This window comes from Dietzia sp. NPDC055340 (assembly GCF_053645335.1).
In genome coordinates this window covers 58,975-76,971 of sequence record NZ_JBSHML010000014.1, presented here as the reverse complement: position 1 = coordinate 76,971, position 17,997 = coordinate 58,975, and the positions used below count along the sequence as shown (strand labels likewise).

Below are 17,997 nucleotides of genomic sequence, written 5' to 3'. Positions count from 1 at the left end.
CTCGGTCTACATTCGATGGACGTTCATCGCTGGAGCTTCACGGTGTGCTCATCGTGTCTGATCCGTTCCTTTTCTTGTGCTCCCCCTACCGGGCCGTTCGGCCGGCGGGTGGTGTCGTGCTCGAGACGTACCGCCTCGAGCACCCCCGAGATCGCATCCTGGGACACGTTCCCGGCGACTCGCAGCGACCTGATGAAGGCCTTGCGGTCGAGTGCTGTCCTGATGCACCGCTCGTCGCGATGCACCCAGGCTCCTCGTCCCGACGCCCTGCGGCGCGGATCGGGCGAGAGTGCAGCCGATCGCGGATCGTGAACGATCCGCAGGAGCCGGGAGTCCGAATCCCGGCCACGGCAGCCGACGCAGGTCCTTGTGGGTCCCGCTACCTCGGCAGGGCCTTCGCGCTGGTCCTTACGTACCCGCATCCGGCCGCCTCGGTTTCTCGCCGCCTCGCCCGTACGGGGCAGGTGGACGTGAAGTCACTGTGACAACTGATCAGTCTACAGATAACGGGGTGTCGACACTAACGGCGCGCCCGACCGCGTGGGAGCGGGCCCACGGCGTGCGCTCACTCGGCGTCGCTGTGGATATCGATGCGCCACTGGGTGAGGCGATGAGCGAGGCGGGCGTTCTGCCCCTCCTTGCCGATCGCGAGCGAGAGCTGATAGTCGGGAACGACCACCCGTGCGGCGCGAGTGGCCTCGTCCGCGACCGTCACGGAGATCACCTTGGCCGGGGAGAGGGCGTTACCGACGAAAACGGTGGGGTCGTCGTCGTAGTCGACGATGTCGATCTTCTCGCCGCCCAACTCCGCCATGACCGCCCGCACCCGGGCGCCGTTGGGCCCGATGCACGCACCCTTCGCGTTGAGTCCGGACACGGTCGTCTCCACCGCGATCTTGGTGCGGTGGCCCGCCTCGCGGGCCACCGCGGCGATCCGCACGGAGGAATCACCGATCTCCGGCACCTCGAGGGCGAAGAGCCCACGGACCAGGTCCGGGTGGGTGCGCGACAGCGATACCGACGCCCCGTGGGGGCCCTTGTGCACTCCCACCACGTGGCACTTGATCCGGTCGCCGTGTTCGTAGGTCTCCCCCGGAACCTGCTCCGCCGGCGCGATGGTCCCTTCGGTCCCCCCGTTCTCCGGGCCGATGTGCACGACGATGATCCCCTTGGCGTTGGCGCGGGAATCAGACTGGATGACGCCGCTGACGACCTCGCCCTCGCGGGCCACGAGGTCGCCGTAGATCTTCTCCGTCTCGGCTTCGCGCAGGCGCTGCAGGATGATCTGGCGGGCCGTCGCCGCGGCCACCCGCCCGAAATCCGACGGGGTCGCGTCGAATTCACCGATGCGGTTGCCCTCGTCGTCGACCTCAGCGGCCATCACGGCCACGGTTCCGGCCTTGCGATCCAGCACGATCCGCGCGACACGGTGGGCGTCATCGGTCCGCTTGTAAGCGGTGAGAAGAGCGTTCTCCAGCGTCGAGACGAGCTCGTCCAGGGGGATCTCACGTTCCTGCGACAGCATGTTCAGTGCCGCCATGTCGATATTCACCGATCTTCTCCTTCTCGCGCACCGCTCCCGGTCTGGCCCGGTTCCTGCAGCAGGTCGATCTCGTCCTGGGGGGCGGGCCGGAACTCGACCCTGATCACGGCGCTGGCCACGTCGTCCAACGCTACCGAGCCGACGTTGATCCCTCGACCAGACTTCGACACGATGCGCACGCTGCCGGCGGTCTCGTCCATCTCGCCGACCCGGCCGCGGGCCGGCCCCGTCGCGCCGTCGGTGTACTCGATGTCGACCTGGCGACCGTGCGCGCGACGCCAATGGCGGCGCTCGACGAGGGGCGCGTCGACGCCCCGGCTCGTCACCTCCAGGGTCACCGGCCGCTCGGCTCCACCCCACTGCTCCGCGAGCGGATCCAGCTCGGTCGACAATGCGGCGAGAGTGTCCAGCGATACGCCCCCGTCGCCGTCCACGACGACGGTCACACGCCAGGTTCCAGCGCGTTCGTCCTCTCGGAGTTCCTCGAGGTCGAGTCCGCGGTCCGAGACCGCCTTACGAATGTGGGCCCTGTCGGGCTCGGGGACGATCACTGTGCTCCTGGTGTGCGGCTTTCGAGGGCCGGTCCGGATCACGGACGGGCCGAATCACTGTACCGCCTCCGCCCTTGATCCCCCGCCCCTGGCAGGATGTCGGGGTGCTCAGCTCCTCCCCCGTGGCGCTCTCGCGGCGCCGATTCCTGGCCGTGTCCTCCGGCGTCGTGGGTCTGGCGGTGGCCACCGGGTGCGCGGTCCCGACCGGCGACGACAGTCCCGACCCGATCCTCGAGCTCATTCGCGCCGCCGAGCGCGACGCACGCGAGTTCGCCGCGGCGGACGCGTCCCACGGCGAGTACGCTGGCGCCCTCCGGCGTCTCGCCGAGGTCCGTCGGATCCACGCCGAGCGTCTGGGGGAACTCGTCGACGACCCCGCGGCGTCGGGTACGGCGACCACCACGCCCCCTCCCGGGGCCGCCACGTCCTGCCCGCCCGTCGCCGAGGTCAGATCCCGGCTTCGCGGCGACGCCGAGCAGGCCGCGGACGTGGCGGTGGCCGCCGACGGGGCCCGGGCCGAACTGACCGGGTCGGTCTCGGCGGCGTGCACCGCGGCAGTGGAGGTGGAGCTCTCGTGACGACTCCGGTCGGTCTGGCGGCAGAGGACGCCGCCGTCTACGGCTACGGACTCCTGCTGGCGACAGCGGACGGCTCGATCCACGGTGCTGTCCGGCGTGAACTGGCCGCGCACCGGGCGCGCCGCGATGCCGCGGAGGAACTGTGGCCCGACTCCCCGCCCGCGCCGGTCGGGTACCTCGCCGGGCCGGACACACCCACCGCCCCGGTGCTCCTCGCGATCCGGATCGAGTCGGACTGTTGCGAGGCGTGGCGGGCCCAGTTGGGCACCTCCGCGGAACCCGATCGCCGACAGTTCTGCCTGGACGCGCTCACCGCCGCGGCGGTCCAACTCGCCCGGTGGCGGACGTTGATCCCGGGAGCGCCGTTCGAGGCGCTGCCCGGGTTCCCGCCGGCTACCTGATCAGCGCTCGGCGCGGACGAGGCGGATGATCTCCTCGGCGGCCCCGTCGACGGCGATCTGGGTGACCTCGCCGGTGGCCCGCTCACGCAGCTCCACCGTGCCCTCGGACCAACCGCGCCCCACCACGACGACCCACGGCACGCCGATCAGTTCGGCGTCCTTGAACTTCACCCCGGGCGACGCCTTGCGGTCGTCGAAGAGGATCTCCAGCCCGGCCCTGTCGAACGCCTCCACGAGGGTGCCCGCGCCGCTGATCGCCGCCTCGTCCTTGTTCGCGATCACCACGTGCACGTCCGCGGGAGCGGCCTCGGCGGGCCACACCAGACCCTTCTCGTCGGCGAACTGCTCCGCCAGCACCGCGACGAGACGAGAGACACCGATTCCGTAGGAGCCCATCGTCACGCGGGCGGGCTTGCCGTTCTCTCCGAGAACGTCGAACCCGAAGGCATCGGTGTACTTGCGGCCGAGCTGGAAGATGTGGCCGATCTCGATGCCACGGGCGAGCGTCAGGGTTCCGTGGCCACCGGGGGCGGGGTCTCCCTCGCGGACGTCGGCCGCCTCGATCGTGCCCTCGGGCGTGAAGTCACGGCCGCAGACCAGTCCGACGTAGTGTTTTCCCGCCACATCCGCCCCGGTGATCCACGACGTGCCCTCCGCGACCCGCGGGTCCACGAGGTAGCGGACCTCGTTCGCCAGCAGGCCCCGGGGACCGATGTAACCCTTGACCAGGAACGGGTTGGCGGTGAAATCTGCCTCCTCGAGCACCGCGACCTCGGCCGGCTCGAGCGCGGCCTCGATGCGTTTCATGTCGACCTCGCGGTCGCCCGGGACACCCACACCGAGCAACTCCCAGTCCTTGCCCGGCTCACGGACCTTGAGCATGACGTTCTTGAGCGTGTCCGCCGCGGAGATGTCCCGTCCGAGGTCGGCACCGTTGGCCCACGCGACGAGGGTCTCGATCGTGGGGGTGTCCGGCGTGGGGTGCACGACGGCCTCGGGGAGACCGTCGAACGGAAGCGCCGCGGGCGCCGGGGTCTCGACGGCCTCGACATTGGCCGCGTACTCGCCGTCGGTCGACCGGACGAAGGTGTCCTCACCCGCGGCGGATACGGCGAGGAACTCCTCGGACGCGGAGCCGCCCATGGCCCCGGAGGTCGCCGCGCAGATCACGTACTCGATGCCGAGCCGGTCGAAGATGCGCTGGTACGCGTCGCGGTGCGACTGGTAGGACCGTTCGAGACCGGCGTCGTCGACGTCGAAGGAGTACGAATCCTTCATGACGAACTCGCGCCCACGGAGGATGCCCGCCCGCGGCCGCTCCTCATCGCGGTACTTGGTCTGGATCTGGTACAGCGTGACGGGCAGGTCCTTGTACGAGGAGTACTCGCCCTGGACGGTGAGCGTGAAGAGCTCCTCGTGGGTGGGGCCGAGCATCATGTCGTTGCCCTTGCGGTCCTTGAGCCGGAACAACGCCGGGCCGTACTCGGTCCACCGGCCGGTGGTCTCGTACGGCTCACGCGGCAGCAGCGCGGGCAGGCTGATCTCCTGCGCGCCGAAGACGTTCATCTCCTCGCGCACCACCTGTTCGATGCGGCGGAGCGTGCGCAGGCCGAGCGGGAGCCACGAGTACACGCCGGGCGCGACACGGCGGACATAGCCGGCGCGCACCAGCAGTTTGTGGCTCAGCACCTCGGCGTCGGACGGGTCGTCGCGGAGCGTGCGCAGGAAAAGGTGGGACAGACGCGTGATCACGGTGGTCAAGCGTAGCCGCCCCGCGGCGCGCGCCCGGCCCGACGGTAGCCTCTGGCGGGTGCGCATCCTCCTCTCGCCCTCCGAGACCAAGTCCGTCGGCGGCTCCGGGGCCCCCCTGGACCTGGCCGGACTGTCCCTGCCGTCACTGACCGCGACCCGTCGCACGGTCGCGGATGCACTGGTCGCGGTATGCACGGACGATCCAGGCGAGGCCCAGCGCGTGCTCGGTCTGAGCGACGCCCTGGCCGGCGAGGTGACGCTGGACGCCGAGCTGTGGACATCTCCCACCGCTCCGGCGCTGAGCCGATATACGGGGGTGCTGTACGACGCCCTCGACCAGGCCTCGTTCACCAAGGTCACCCGGGCGCGCGCCGAGGCGCGCCTGTGGATCGGTTCGGCGCTGTTCGGACTGGTGGCCGCCGCGGACCCCATCCCCCACTACCGGCTGTCGGCGGGCACCCAGCTGCCCGGGTTGGGGACGCTCCGGGCGACGTGGCGCACCGCCCTCACCGACGCGGTCGCGGAGTGGGCGGAGGAGCTCGTACTCGACCTACGATCCGGTGGCTACCACCAGCTGGGCCCGGTGCCCGGCGCGGTGACCGTGGATGTGGTCACCGAGTACCCGGACGGCACCCGCAAGGTCGTCTCGCATTTCTCCAAGCACCACAAGGGGCTGTTGGCGCGGACGCTCGCGACCTCGCGCGCCGAACTGTCGGATCTCGGTTCGCTGCTGCGGGTCGCCCGCCGTGCCGGGCACGCGATCGAACGGACCTCGGACACCGTCCTGACCCTGGTCACGGAACCCTGAGGAAGAAGGACGACGACGACACCGGCGCCGCTCGGTGGGGCCGGCCCCCCGACGGTCGCCCAACCGTGGTGACATCGTCGAAGGACAGGAAACCGACCTTCTTACGGGCGCTCACGGCCCCATGACGCCCGAGTCGGGCGGCTGCGGTCCGCCCCTCAGGATTCGGACAGCACCTGCGGGAGCCCGGCCACCTCGCCCACCACCACGATGGCCGGCGGGCGGACGTCCTTCTCCGCCAGCACCGCCGTGAGCGTTCCGAGAGTGCACCGGTGTGTCGCCTGACCTTCGAGGCTGCCGTCCATGACCACGGCAGCCGGGGTGTTCGCGTCCCTGCCGCCGGCCACGAGCGCCTCGGCGATCGCCGGCGTGTTCTTGACGCCCATCAGTATCACCAGCGTTCCGCGCATGCGCGCGAGCGCCTGCCAGTCCACGAGCGAGTCGGCGTGCCCGGGCGGGAGGTGCCCGGAGACGATCGTCGCCTCGTGCGTCATCCCCCGGTTGGTCACCGGGATCCCCGCCAGCGCCGGCACGGACAGCGCACTGGAGACCCCGGGCACCACCGAGCACGGGATCCCCGCCTCCGCGCACGCCTGGGCCTCCTCATAACCACGGCCGTAGAGAAACGAGTCGCCGCCCTTGAGTCGCACGACGAACTTGCCCTCGCGTGCCCGCTCCACCAGCACCTGGTTGATGGCCTCCTGCGCCATGGAACGGCCGTAGGGGATCTTCGCCGCATCGACGACCTCCACGTCGGGCCGGAGTTCGGCGAGCGGACGCTGGGGCGCGAGCCGGTCGGCCACCACGACGTCGGCCTGCGCCAGCAGCCGACGGCCGCGGATGGTCATGAGGTCGTCCGCGCCGGGCCCGCCGCCGACCAGCGCCACGGTCCCGCGCAGCGTCTCGTCGAGTTCGGGCGACTCCGCAGCCGCCTCGCTCAGGGCGCGCGCCACCACGTCCCGCGCCTCCGCGGTCCGTGCCCGGTCCCCGGTGAGAACCGAGACCAGCATCTGGCCGCGACGGACGACTGCCGGGGTGACCGCGGTCCCGGAGCTCACCGCGTCCGAGCGGACGCAGAACGTACGCAGCTGCTCTGCCTCGGCGGCGACCCGGGCGTTCACGAGCGAGTCCTTGGTGGCCGCGACCACGTACCAGGCGCCTTCGAGGTCCCCGCTCCGGTACTCCCTGGACTGCCACCAGATGCGGCCGGCATCGACCAGTCCCTGCAGCGTGGGGGTGATCTCCGGACTCACCAGGTGGACGGCGGCCCCGGACTCGAGCAGGACGGGGATGCGCCTCTGGGCCACGGATCCACCGCCGATCACCACGACTCGACGGCCCTCCAGCTCCAGGCCGACGGGGTACGGGTTCACGGGCCGGATCATGCGGTCGATCCTATCGGCCCCTGATCGCGTTCCCCGCCCTGGGCCGCCGTGTCCGTGATGACAGACATCCCCCGACCTCGCGCGGACGCAGGTCGGGGGATGTGGCGTGGCGGCGTCCCGCGGGCGGTGCTGAGTGTCAGACCTTCTGGTCGAGCTTCAGCGTGCGGGTGGAGCGCTCGAATTGTTCGGTGAACAGCGTGGGATCCGCGGCCAGGTCGCGACCGAGCGAGGGGATCATCTCCTCCAGCGCAGGGGTCCACTCCGCGAAACGGGTCGGGAAGCAGCGACGGAGCACGTCGACCATCGCGTCCACGGCGGTCGAGGCGCCGGGCGACGCGCCCAGCAGGCCGGCGATCGACCCGTCCGCGGCGTTGACCACGGCGGTGCCGAACTCCAGGGTGCCGCCCCGACCACCGGGCTTGGGCTTGATGACCTGGACGCGCTGTCCGGCGACGACCTTCTCCCACTCGCCGTCCTGGGCCGAGGGCACGAAGTCGCGCAGGGTGTCGACACGGGCGCCGTGGTTCTTGGCGAGCTCGGTGACGAGGTACTTGACGAGACCCATCTCGGTGAGGCCGATGTTCGCCATGGGCAGCAGGTTGCCGGCTCGGACACTGCTCGGCAGATCCATGAAGCTGCCCATCTTGAGGAACTTCGGGGTCCAGCCGGCGAAGGGGCCGAACAGCAGGCCCTTCTTGCCGTCGATGACACGGGTGTCCAGGTGCGGAACCGACATCGGCGGTGCGCCCACGGAGGCCTGGCTGTAGACCTTGGCCTGGTGCTGCTCGACGAGTTCGGGGTTGGTGCAGCGCAGCCACTGGCCGCCCACGGGGAAGCCACCGATCCCCTTGATCTCGGGAATGCCCGACTTCTGCAGCAGGTGCAGGGCGCCGCCGCCGGCCCCGACGAAGACGAACTTCGCGTCGACCGTGCGCTCGTCACCGGTGTGGCGGTTGGCCACGGTGAGGCGCCAGGTCCCGTCGGTGTTGCGCTCCAGATCCTTGACCTGGTTCTGGTAGTGGACCTCGGTCCCGGTTCGGGTGAGGTACTTGACCAACTGGCGGGTGAGGGCGCCGAAGTTGACGTCGGTGCCTCCCGCGAAATGGCTCAGTGCGAAGGGCTGCTCGGGCGAACGACCGCGCGCCATCAGCGGGACGAGTCGCTCGAGTTCGCCGAAGTCGGTGGTGTGCTCCATGCCCGGGAACAGCGGGTGCCCGGCGAGCTTGTCGTAGCGCTTGCGCAGGTAGTCCTGACCGTCCCGGCCGGTCACGAAACTCATGTGCGGCACGGGCCGGATCCACTCGGTCGGATCACCGAGCAGGGTGTTCTCCACCGCGTACGACCAGAACTGCCGGGAGACCTGGAACTTCTCGTTTACGCTCACGGCCTTGGTGATGTCGACGTCCCCGCTGGCGGTCTTCGGCGAGTAGTTGAGCTCGCACAGCGCGGAGTGTCCGGTACCGGCGTTGTTCCAGGCGTCGGAGGACTCCAACGCGGGCCCCTCGAGCCGCTCGTAGATCTGGATGTCCCAGTCCGGCTGGAGTCGACGCAGCAGGGCACCGAGCGTCGCGCTCATGGTGCCGGCGCCGATGAGCGCCACATCCGTCGTTCCGTGCTTTGCCACCTGGTCTGCAGTCACCGGCTACCCTCGCTCGTTGGTCGTGGACCCGAATTTCCAGTCGTCGCGGACCCCGGCGGGAGCCCGCGACCTGAGGGCTACAAGACTACTCACGGCCCGACCGGCAGGGCACACCGGTCCGGGGGCCCGCCATACCGGACTAGGGTGGTCGCCGTGTCCAGTTCCGCTTCTGATCCCGCCGGGCGCTCCGGATCCGCCGCAGAGTGGACCCCCGACCTTCTCGGCCCGGCCTACCGACGTCGTGAACTGCCGCTGGGGATGGACCCGGACGGCGAGGGGCCGATCTCTGCCACGCTGGTCCGGCACGAGGAGGCACCTGCGGATCCGGTCGCGGTCGTACTCGTGGTCCACGGGTTGTCGGACTACTTCTTCCACACGCACCTGGCGGAGTTCCTCGCCGCGCGGGGCATCGCCACCTACGGTGTCGACCTGCGCAAGTGCGGCCGCTCGAGGCGGGAGGGGCTGACGCCGCATTTCATCACCGACCTGGACAGATACGACGACGAGCTCGATCAGTCACTCGCGGTGATCGCCTCCGAACATCCCGGACTCCCTGTCGTCGTCGCCGCACATTCCACGGGCGGCCTGGTCGTTCCCCTGTGGCTCGCCCGCCGGCGTGACGGCGGTCGGCTCGACCCCGTCGTGGGACTGATCCTGAACTCGCCCTGGTTCCAACTCGATGTCCCGGACCGGACTCGAAGGATCCTCGACCCGGTCATCCGGACGATCGCCTCGGTGCGCCCCTACTACCGGCTCCCTCTGCCGTCCTCGGACCTCTACGTCACGAGCACGCACGCGGAGCACGACGGGGACTTCCACTACGACGTCACGCTCAAGCCCCCGGGTGGGGTTGGCGTACGCGCAGGATGGCTGGCCGCCGTCCGACGGGCCCAACGGCGTCTGCAGCGCGGCCTCGACCTGCCGCTGCCGGTCCTCCTGCTCCGGTCCACGGCCTCGTCGGTCGGCAGGCGCGGCGCGCGTGTCGACGTGGACACCGATCTCATCCTCGACGTGCGCTCGATGGAGCGTTTCGCCGACCGGGTGTCCGCCGAGGTCACCGAGGTGCCCGTCGAGGGAGCGCGGCACGATGTCTTCCTCTCCCGGCCCGACGTTCTCGAGGTGGTCTTCGACCGCCTGGGGACCTGGCTGGACCACACCCTGTCCTCACCCACCAAGGAGTTCTGACCCCCATGACGCAGACCCCCTCGCGCCACTTCGATCTCATCGTGATCGGCACGGGCAGCGGCAACTCGTTGATCGACGAGTCCTTCGCCGACAAATCCGTCGCGATCTGTGAGAAGGGGTCGTTCGGCGGCACCTGCCTCAACGTGGGCTGCATCCCGACCAAGATGTTCGTCTACGCGGCGGACACCGCGACCTCCGTCGCGCACGCAGGGACCTACGGCGTCGACGCGACGTTGGACGGGGTGCGCTGGCAGGACATGGTCTCCCGGGTGTTCGACCGGCGTATCGACCCCATCGCCTCGAGTGGCGAGGACTACCGGCGACACCGGTGCGAGAACGTCACGGTCTACGACGGTCACGCGACCTTCGTGGGACCTCGCACCATCGACACCGGCACCGGCGAGATCATCACCGCCGATGAGGTCGTGATCGCCGCCGGCGCGCGGCCGTCGATCCCCGAGATCGTCACGGAGTCGGGCGTGGACTACCACACCAGTGACGACGTGATGCGGATCCCCGAGCTGCCGCGGTCGATGGTCATCCAGGGCTCGGGGTTCATCGCGTGCGAGTTCGCCCACGTGTTCTCGTCGCTGGGAGTGGAGGTCACCGTCATCGGCCGCTCGGACGTACTTCTCAAGCACCTCGACCGCGAGCTCGCCGAACGGTTCACCGAGAGTGCGCGCGGCCACTGGGACGTCCGGCTCGGGCAGCACATCACCACCATGACCGCCACCGGTGAGGACAACAGGGGCGTGGAGATCACGTTCGAGGACGGCTCGACCTGCGCGGCGGACTCGCTGCTGGTCGCCACCGGCCGCACCCCCAACGGAGACCTGCTGGGGCTCGACTCCGCCGGGATCGCCATGGACGGCGACCGCGTTCAGGTGGATGAGTTCGGTCGCACCTCCGCCGAGGGCGTGTGGGCGCTGGGCGACGTGAGTTCGCCGTTCCAGCTCAAGCACGTCGCCAACCACGAGCAGCGTGTGCTCGGACACAACCTGCATCACCCCGACGACCTGCAGCCGTTCCATCACACGAACGTCCCGTACGCCGTATTCACGTGGCCGCAGATCGCGTCGGTCGGCATGACCGAGGACGAGGCGCGTGCGGCCGGCCACGACATCACGGTCAAGACCCAGGATTACGGCGACGTGGCCTACGGCTGGGCGATGGAGGACTCGGTCGGCTGCTGCAAGCTCATCGCCGATCGGTCAACCGGCCACCTGCTGGGTGCCCACATCATGGGTGCCCACGCACCGTCCCTGATCCAGATCCTCATCCAGGGCATGGAGTTCGGGCTGACCGTGCCCGACATGGCCCGCCGCCAGTACTGGATCCACCCCGCGATGGCCGAGGTCGTCGAGAACGCGCTCCTCGGCCTCGACTTCCCCGACCGCGGCTTCTGACGCAGCCCGAAGGGCCGGCACGCCGTCTGGTGTGCCGGCCCTCGCCATTGCCCGCGGCCAACGCCGCCGCGACCCGGGTCAGCCCACGACGAAGTCGGACGGGTCGAGGTTCCTCAACTGCTCGCGATAGCGGAACGTGAAGCTCGGCCACTGCAGTGAGTTGCGTCCGCTGGAGTCGAAGTACCAGCTGGAGCAGCCCCCCTCGTTCCACACGGTCTTGGCGAGCTCCCGGTCCATACGGTCGGCGTACTCGGACTGCACGTCTCCGCGGACCTCGATGGTCTTGTGGCGCGCCCGGTCCGACAGGTCGAGCAGCGTGCCGATGTGCTCGGCCTGGGACTCGAGCATGTACACGATCGACGAGTGCCCGAGGTTCGTGTTGGGCCCGTACATCAGGAACAGATTCGGGAAGCCGGCGACCGTGACACCGTTGTGTGCGCGCGGACTGCCGCCCCAGTGCTCGGCCAGAGTACGACCGTCCGAGCCGGTGACGACCCGCGAGATGGGCGGCTCGGACGGCTGGAAACCGGTGCCGAAGATGATCACGTCGGCGGGGATCTCGGTTCCGTCGCCGGATACCAGCCCGGTCGGCGTGACCGCAGACGCCGCGTCGGGTACGAGCGTGACATCCGGCCGGGTCAGGGCGGGCAGCCACCTGCTGGTCAGCAGGATCCGCTTGCATCCGATCGAGAAGTCCGGGGTGAGTGCCTTACGCATCTTCCGGTCCCGCACATGGAGGAACAGGTAGAAGCGCGCGAACATCTCGTAGAACCGGAGGAGGAACTGCGCACGGGTGAAGACGACCACGTACAACTCGCGCCCGAGGTAGATGCGCCCACGCACGATCCGCTGCAGCAGCGGGATCCGCGAATACCACCGCCGCCGGGACTCGGAGATGCTCCGGTCGAGCCGCGGGAGGACCCAGCCCGGCGTCCGTTGGAACACGGTCAGGTGTCTGGTGGTCGGTGCGATCTCCGGGACGAACTGGACCGCGGATGCCCCCGTGCCCACCACCGCCACTCGTTTGCCCTCGAGCGGGATGTCATGGCGCCATTGCGCGGAGTGGAAGACCTCTCCCTCGAAGTCCTCGAGCCCGGGGAGATTCGGAACGGAGGGTGCGGAGAGCGCTCCGGTGGCCGCGATGAGATGGCGCGCACGGATCCGCCCCCTGCTCGTGTCTACGACCCACTGGGAACTCTCGGCATCCCATTTCGCCGATTCCACCTCACACGAGGTCACGAGGCGGTCCCGCAGTCCGATCCGGTCCGCCACGGACTTCAGGTACGCGAAGATCTCCGGCTGCCGCCCGAATGAGTGCGACCAGCCCGGATGGGCGTGGCGGGACAACGAGTACAAGGCCGTGGGCACGTCGCAGGCACAGCCGGGGTACGTGTTGTCGCGCCAGGTTCCGCCGACCTCCTCGGCCCTTTCCAGCACGAGGAAGTCCCGGCCACGGCCGTCGCCGAGCAGCCTGTCAGCCATCGCGATGCCGCCGAAGCCGGCTCCCAGGACGAGGAGGTCGATCTGGTCCACGGGTCCGCTGGGGGTGTCGATCATGGTGGACAGTATGCACCCTGTTGTCCACTGGCGGGAGGACTTAGTGGGACATACGTCCAAATCGAATTTCGGGCCTCCTCGAGGGCCGTGCGACGAGCGGGACCTCAGCGTGCGGAGGGCAGCGTCAGGATCTCGTACCCGTCCTCGGTCACCACGACGGTGTGCTCGAACTGCGCGGTCCAGGCCTTGTCCGCGGTCGTCACGGTCCAGTCATCGTCCCAGACGTCGAAGCCCGGACCACCGAGCGAGATCATCGGCTCCACGGTCAATGTCATCCCCGGCTCGAGGACCTCGGTCCGACTCGGGTCGTCGTAGTGGAGAACGACGAGACCGTTATGGAAGGTGGGGCCGACCCCGTGGCCGGTGAACTCCCGCACGACCGTGTAATCGAATCGCCGGGCGTACGACTCGATGACGCGACCGATCACGTTGACCTCACGGCCCGGCCGGATGGCCTTGATCCCCCGGTTCATCGCCTCGCGGGTCCGCTCCACGAGGAGTCGGATCTCCTCGCGGGGCTCACCGGCGAAGAACGTGGCGTTGGTGTCGCCGTGCACGCCGTGGATGAAGGCGGTGACGTCGACGTTCACGATGTCGCCGTCCTCGATGACCGTGCTGTCCGGGATACCGTGACAGATCACCTCGTTGAGCGAGACGCAGGACGACTTGGGGAACGCCTTGTAACCGAGAGTCGACGGGTAGGCACCGTTGTCGCACAGGAACTCGTGCACCACGCGATCGACCTCGTCGGTGGTGGTCCCGGGGGCGACGGCCTCGCCGGCGAGCACCAGCGCGTCCGCGGCGAGCCTGCTGGCCACCCGCATGGCCTCGATCACCTCGGGCGGCTGCACCCACGCCTCGCCGTTCGCCTCGTCGACCCGGTCTCGCCACGCGTACTCCGGGCGCGGGATGGACTCGGGCACGGTGCGAATCGGGGTCGGCGTGCCGGGGACGAGGGGCGGACGGGTCGAGGCGGTCATGCCCCAAGGATAGGCGCGTTCCCGGGACCCGGCCGCACGCCCTCCTGCGACGAGACCCGGAACCAGCGGCATCCGGTCGTGACCGGACGGACACGGCCGGACGCGAGTGGGGTCACCAGATCACGAAGCACACCGAGGCGATGATCACCATCAGTCCGAACAGGACCATCGAGATCACCTCGCCCCGCGAGCTACCCGCCGGCTGCTGCCCGCTCCGGGGCTCGACCTCGGTGTCCGGGTTCTCGTGCGACTCCATCACATCACCCCCATCCGGTGGAGCTCGGAGACCATCGCCACCCCGAGGATGACGAACACGACGGCCATGAAGCCCGTGTACACCCAGCGGCGAGGGTGGTCCGCCATCCAGAAGCGGCGCACACTCACGACGCCGTTGACGACCGCGATCACGCACAACACGATCCCGATCGGCGCCGCGACCCAACCGGAGAGGCTGAGCAGCGGGACGAGGATCGGGATCAACAGGTAGGTGATCAGACACCTCACGGCGGAGACGAGCACCGACGTCCGGAACGCACGGTGGGCGCCCGTGCTGGCGGACGAATCGAGTCCGTCGACGCGCAGCAGGCGCCGCATCACCCGGTCCGCTGCGGCATCCGACCGGAATCGCGGGTCACCGGCAGCTGCCCCCGCGTCGTGATCCGGAGTGGCGCGATCGGTCTCGGGCGCGGTCATCGGCGGTGGCACCTTTCGATGTCGACATCCGGGGCTGCGTGATCACTGCTCGAAGACCACTCGGCGTCGACGGGTTGACGGTTCGACTCGATTGTCCCACAACACCCCGGGACCGCCGAAGGCCCGGATCGTGCGGCCCACCCCTCACAGGAGGATCGTCGCGTAGTCGACCACGTCGACCATCCCGACCCGACGGTACGCCGCTCGCGCGGGCGCGTTGGAGCCGTTGACCACCAGCGACGGGGTCAGCCCGCGGGACTGGAGGGCGCTACAGACGGCGGCCGTGCCACCGGCGCCGAGCCCTGTTGCCCGGAGCGCCGGCTCGACCCACACTCCCTGGATCTGCGCCACGCGCGGGGAGACCGCGGCGACGTCGGCCTTGAAGTACACCCGGCCCCGGTCGACACCGACCCAGGTTCTGCCGCGCGCCACTGACCGCGCCACGCGCCGCCGGAAAGGAGCGCCGGCGCCCACGGCGAACGGGTCGGCCAGCAACTCCTCCCGATACATGTCCGCGGCGGCCGCGAGTACCGGGTCGAACTCCTGCAACGTGGCGGGTCGGATCCCGTCCAGGACCAGGGCCGGATCGACCGGTGACCCCAGCCTCATCAGGAACTGCGCCGTCCGGTGCTCTCGGGCGGGGCCCCAGCCACATCGCAGCGACGGCCACAGGAGCGCGACCTGGTCCCGACGGCCGTGTACCGACATCGGTCCGAAACCCATGTCGACCACGGCGCGGCCGAGCGCCGCGTGATCTTCGGCGGCCCCGGTGATCGGGAGAACAGAGTTGCCCACGAACACCAGCGATCGTTCCGGCCCGCCACGGGTGAGGAAGCGACCGTCCGCTCCCCCGGCGACGCCCGAGAGCATGAACTTCTCGGCGGCCGGAGCAGACACGTAGGGATCGGCGGCGAGTACGCGCGAGACCGCGGCGGACTCTCCGGGTCCGACCTCCCGGCAGTCACCGACCCCGGAAGGTGGGGCAACCGTGTCGGTCACGGCCTATCGCGTGACCTTGACCTGGGGGCCCTGGCCCTCCGCGGCCTCTCCGACGGGCTCGCCCATCTCCTCGGCGATCCGCATGGCCTCCTCGATCAACGTCTCGACGATCATCGCCTCGGGGACGGTCTTGATGACCTCACCCTTGACGAAGATCTGCCCCTTGCCGTTTCCGGATGCCACGCCGAGATCCGCCTCACGGGCCTCGCCCGGGCCGTTGACGACGCAGCCCATCACGGCGACGCGCAGCGGGACGCTCATGCCCTCGAGGCCGGCCGTGACCTCATCGGCGAGCTTGTAGACGTCCACCTGCGCGCGCCCACACGACGGGCAGGAGACGATCTCGAGCTTGCGGGGTCGCAGGTTGAGCGACTGAAGAATCTGCGTGCCGACCTTGATCTCTTCCGCCGGAGGTGCGGAGAGGGAGACACGGATGGTATCGCCGATGCCCTCGGAGAGCAGTGCCCCGAACGCCACGGACGACTTGATGGTGCCCTGGAACGCCGGGCCGGCCTCGGTCACGCCCAGGTGCAGTGGGTAGTCGGTCCGGGCCGCGAGCTGACGGTAGGCCTCCACCATGATCACCGGGTCGTTGTGCTTGACCGAGATCTTGATGTCACCGAACCCGTGCTCCTCGAACAGTGAGGCCTCCCAGACCGCGGACTCGACCAGTGCCTCGGGGGTGGCCTTGCCGTACTTGGCCAGCAGACGCGGATCAAGAGAACCGGCGTTAACGCCGATCCGGATGGGGATCCCGGCGTCCCCGGCCGCCTTGGCGACCTCCTTGACCCGCCCGTCGAACTCCTTGATGTTGCCCGGGTTGACGCGCACGGCCGCACACCCGGCATCGATCGCCGCGAAGATGTACTTCGGCTGGAAGTGGATATCCGCGATCACCGGGATCGGGGACTTGCGGGCGATGGTCGCCAGCGCGTCCGCGTCCTCCTGCCGAGGACACGCCACCCGGACGATGTCGCAGCCCGACGCCGTGAGCTCGGCGATCTGCTGGAGCGTCGAGTTCACGTCGTGGGTCTTGGTGGTGGTCATGGACTGGACCGAGATCGGGTGGTCGCTGCCCACACCCACCTGTCCCACGAACAGCTGACGGGTCTTCCGACGCGGCGCCAGGGCGGGCAGCGGCGCGTCGGGCATTCCCAGACCGACGGGGATGGAGGACGAGTCGTTCACGTGAAGGGCCTTCCTTAGGGGCTTGGCAGCCGGATGCTGATGAGTCCCGCCCGCCATTATCCGGGTCGGGGCCACCGCGTGCGAGCAGGAGTCGCCGGGATCACCCGGTCAGCAGGATGGGGTTGACGAAATCAGCGGTGATGACGATCGCGGACACGCCGATCAACAGCACGAACACGGTCATGGTGACCGGGGCCAGCTTCTCGTAGTCGGCCGGCCCGCCCGGGGCCAGGCCGCGGAGGCGGCGCAGGGCATCCCGGATCTTCTCGTAGAACACGACCGCGACGTGGCCGCCGTCGAACGGGGTGAGCGGGACCAGGTTGAAGGCGCCGAGGAACAGGTTGAGCCCGGCCAGGAACAGCACGAACAGCCACCACGCGCCCTGCTCGGCCGCCTGCCCGCCGATATGGCTCGCGCCGACGACCGAGACCGGCGAATCCTCGGCCCGCTCGGCCCCGAAGATCGACGCCGCCACAGCCGGGATCTTGGACGGGAACGAGATGAGCCCCTGCACGGTCGCGTCGACCATGTCCCCGGTGAACGCGATCGTCGCCGGGACCGCGCTCCACACGTCATAGGTGTTGACCGTCTGATAGGCGGGATCGTCCAGGATCTCCTGCGGGATCCCCTCATCCGAGAGCCGCACACCGAGCGCACCGCGCTCCTGCCCGTCGACGGTGGACGAGGTCAACGTCGCCGTCGTCGTCGTCTCCTCACCGCCCCTGGCCACGACCACCGGCACGGTCTCGCCGGGTAGCCCCGCGACCTCCTCCGACAGATCGGCCCAACTCGATACCGGCACACCGTCGACCGCGATGATCCGGTCGCCGGGGAGGATCCCCGCCGCGCCGGCGGGGCCCAGCCCCGGTCCACACGCCGGCTCCCCCGCCTGCCCGGCCGCGCAGGTGTCCCCCACGACCGCCGCCACCCGATCGGTCGGGATCGGCTGCACATCCCGGTTCACCAGACCCCACCCGAGGGCCACGCCGTAGAACAGCGCGACCGCCAGGAGGATGTTCATGGCCGGCCCGGCCAACAACACCGCCACGCGCTTCCACCACGCCTGCCGCCACATCGCCCGGGGCTCGTCCTCGGGAGACAACTCGTCGTACGCCGTCATTCCCGCGATGTCGCAGAACCCGCCGAGCGGGACGGCCTTGAGCCCGTACTCGATCCCACCACGGTTGGTCGACCAGACGGTCGGGCCGAAACCGACGAAGAACCTGCGGACCTTCATCCCCGACCACTGCGCGACCTTCATATGGCCGAACTCGTGCAGCACGATCGACAACATGATCCCGAAGGCGAACAGGATGATCCCCACGACCAACACGA

Annotated in this window: 18 protein-coding genes; 5 read left to right on the top strand and 13 right to left on the bottom strand. The window is 69.5% G+C overall.

Features of this window, described 5'->3' with window-relative positions:
• Positions 1–23: 23 nt before the first annotated feature.
• The 3 genes from ACWIFB_RS11840 to ACWIFB_RS11830 all read right to left on the bottom strand — a co-directional run bounded on the left by ACWIFB_RS11840 (position 24) and on the right by ACWIFB_RS11830 (position 2,094).
• Positions 24–422 (bottom strand): YlxR family protein, encoded by a 399-nt coding sequence (locus tag ACWIFB_RS11840; RefSeq protein ID WP_454058335.1) that lies wholly within the window; start codon positions 420–422, stop codon positions 24–26.
• 143 nt (positions 423–565) lie between these two features.
• Positions 566–1,552, bottom strand: a complete 987-nt coding sequence (gene nusA, locus ACWIFB_RS11835) for a transcription termination factor NusA (RefSeq protein ID WP_454058334.1) — start codon at positions 1,550–1,552, stop codon at positions 566–568.
• A complete protein-coding gene (locus ACWIFB_RS11830) occupies positions 1,549–2,094 on the bottom strand; it encodes a ribosome maturation factor RimP (RefSeq protein WP_454058333.1) in 546 nt (181 codons plus the stop codon). Before ACWIFB_RS11830 ends, nusA begins: the two co-directional genes overlap by 4 nt.
• A 104-nt stretch (positions 2,095–2,198) precedes the next feature.
• Between ACWIFB_RS11830 and ACWIFB_RS11825 the strand changes: the two genes are divergently transcribed.
• Together ACWIFB_RS11825 and ACWIFB_RS11820 are read left to right on the top strand one after the other, a co-directional pair.
• The gene (locus ACWIFB_RS11825) at positions 2,199–2,672 is read left to right on the top strand and encodes a hypothetical protein (protein WP_452099020.1); all 474 of its coding nucleotides are present in this window, start codon (positions 2,199–2,201) and stop codon (positions 2,670–2,672) included.
• Complete coding sequence (locus tag ACWIFB_RS11820) at positions 2,669–3,073, top strand: DUF4439 domain-containing protein (RefSeq protein WP_452099021.1); 405 nt, start codon at positions 2,669–2,671, stop codon at positions 3,071–3,073. The genes ACWIFB_RS11825 and ACWIFB_RS11820 overlap by 4 nt, the downstream gene beginning before the upstream one ends.
• On the opposite strand, the gene ACWIFB_RS11815 is transcribed toward ACWIFB_RS11820, so the two are convergent.
• Positions 3,074–4,825 carry a proline--tRNA ligase gene (locus ACWIFB_RS11815; protein WP_452099022.1) on the bottom strand — a complete coding sequence of 584 codons (1,752 nt, stop codon included), beginning with the start codon at positions 4,823–4,825 and terminating at the stop codon, positions 3,074–3,076. It abuts the gene before it with no gap.
• 58 nt (positions 4,826–4,883) lie between these two features.
• Here ACWIFB_RS11815 and ACWIFB_RS11810 point away from each other — a divergent pair, with 58 nt between their 5' ends.
• Positions 4,884–5,633, top strand: coding sequence for a YaaA family protein (locus ACWIFB_RS11810; protein WP_452099023.1), 750 nt, complete (start codon positions 4,884–4,886; stop codon positions 5,631–5,633).
• A gap of 155 nt (positions 5,634–5,788) precedes the next feature.
• Here ACWIFB_RS11810 and cobA read toward each other — a convergent pair whose 3' ends face one another.
• Positions 5,789–7,015 (bottom strand): uroporphyrinogen-III C-methyltransferase, encoded by a 1,227-nt coding sequence (gene cobA, locus ACWIFB_RS11805; protein ID WP_452099024.1) that lies wholly within the window; start codon positions 7,013–7,015, stop codon positions 5,789–5,791.
• 136 nt (positions 7,016–7,151) lie between these two features.
• Entirely contained in the window at positions 7,152–8,654 is a 1,503-nt protein-coding gene (mqo, locus tag ACWIFB_RS11800; RefSeq protein WP_454058332.1) for a malate dehydrogenase (quinone), read from the bottom strand.
• A gap of 153 nt (positions 8,655–8,807) precedes the next feature.
• Between mqo and ACWIFB_RS11795 the strand changes: the two genes are divergently transcribed.
• Positions 8,808–9,839: an alpha/beta hydrolase gene (locus ACWIFB_RS11795; RefSeq protein WP_452099025.1), complete on the top strand. Its 1,032-nt coding sequence runs from the start codon at positions 8,808–8,810 to the stop codon at positions 9,837–9,839.
• 5 nt (positions 9,840–9,844) lie between these two features.
• Positions 9,845–11,245, top strand: coding sequence for a mycothione reductase (gene mtr / locus ACWIFB_RS11790; RefSeq protein WP_454058331.1), 1,401 nt, complete (start codon positions 9,845–9,847; stop codon positions 11,243–11,245).
• Between the two features lie 78 nt (positions 11,246–11,323).
• Here the strand turns inward: mtr and ACWIFB_RS11785 are convergent, their stop codons facing one another.
• From ACWIFB_RS11785 to ACWIFB_RS11755, 7 genes are all read right to left on the bottom strand, one after another.
• A complete protein-coding gene (locus ACWIFB_RS11785) occupies positions 11,324–12,802 on the bottom strand; it encodes a flavin-containing monooxygenase (RefSeq protein WP_452099027.1) in 1,479 nt (492 codons plus the stop codon).
• A gap of 104 nt (positions 12,803–12,906) precedes the next feature.
• Positions 12,907–13,782, bottom strand: coding sequence for a type I methionyl aminopeptidase (gene map, locus ACWIFB_RS11780; protein WP_452099028.1), 876 nt, complete (start codon positions 13,780–13,782; stop codon positions 12,907–12,909).
• A 112-nt stretch (positions 13,783–13,894) separates the two neighbouring features.
• Positions 13,895–14,038, bottom strand: coding sequence for a hypothetical protein (locus ACWIFB_RS11775; protein WP_452099029.1), 144 nt, complete (start codon positions 14,036–14,038; stop codon positions 13,895–13,897).
• Positions 14,038–14,475 carry a hypothetical protein gene (locus tag ACWIFB_RS11770; protein ID WP_454058330.1) on the bottom strand — a complete coding sequence of 146 codons (438 nt, stop codon included), beginning with the start codon at positions 14,473–14,475 and terminating at the stop codon, positions 14,038–14,040. Before ACWIFB_RS11770 ends, ACWIFB_RS11775 begins: the two co-directional genes overlap by 1 nt.
• Before the next feature lie 144 nt (positions 14,476–14,619).
• Complete coding sequence (locus ACWIFB_RS11765) at positions 14,620–15,474, bottom strand: GNAT family N-acetyltransferase (protein ID WP_452099031.1); 855 nt, start codon at positions 15,472–15,474, stop codon at positions 14,620–14,622.
• 3 nt (positions 15,475–15,477) lie between these two features.
• Positions 15,478–16,626: a flavodoxin-dependent (E)-4-hydroxy-3-methylbut-2-enyl-diphosphate synthase gene (ispG, locus tag ACWIFB_RS11760; protein ID WP_454058354.1), complete on the bottom strand. Its 1,149-nt coding sequence runs from the start codon at positions 16,624–16,626 to the stop codon at positions 15,478–15,480.
• Positions 16,627–16,762: 136 nt separating this feature from the next.
• Positions 16,763–17,995, bottom strand: coding sequence for a M50 family metallopeptidase (locus tag ACWIFB_RS11755; RefSeq protein ID WP_454058329.1), 1,233 nt, complete (start codon positions 17,993–17,995; stop codon positions 16,763–16,765).
• Between the last annotated feature and the right edge of the window lie 2 nt (positions 17,996–17,997).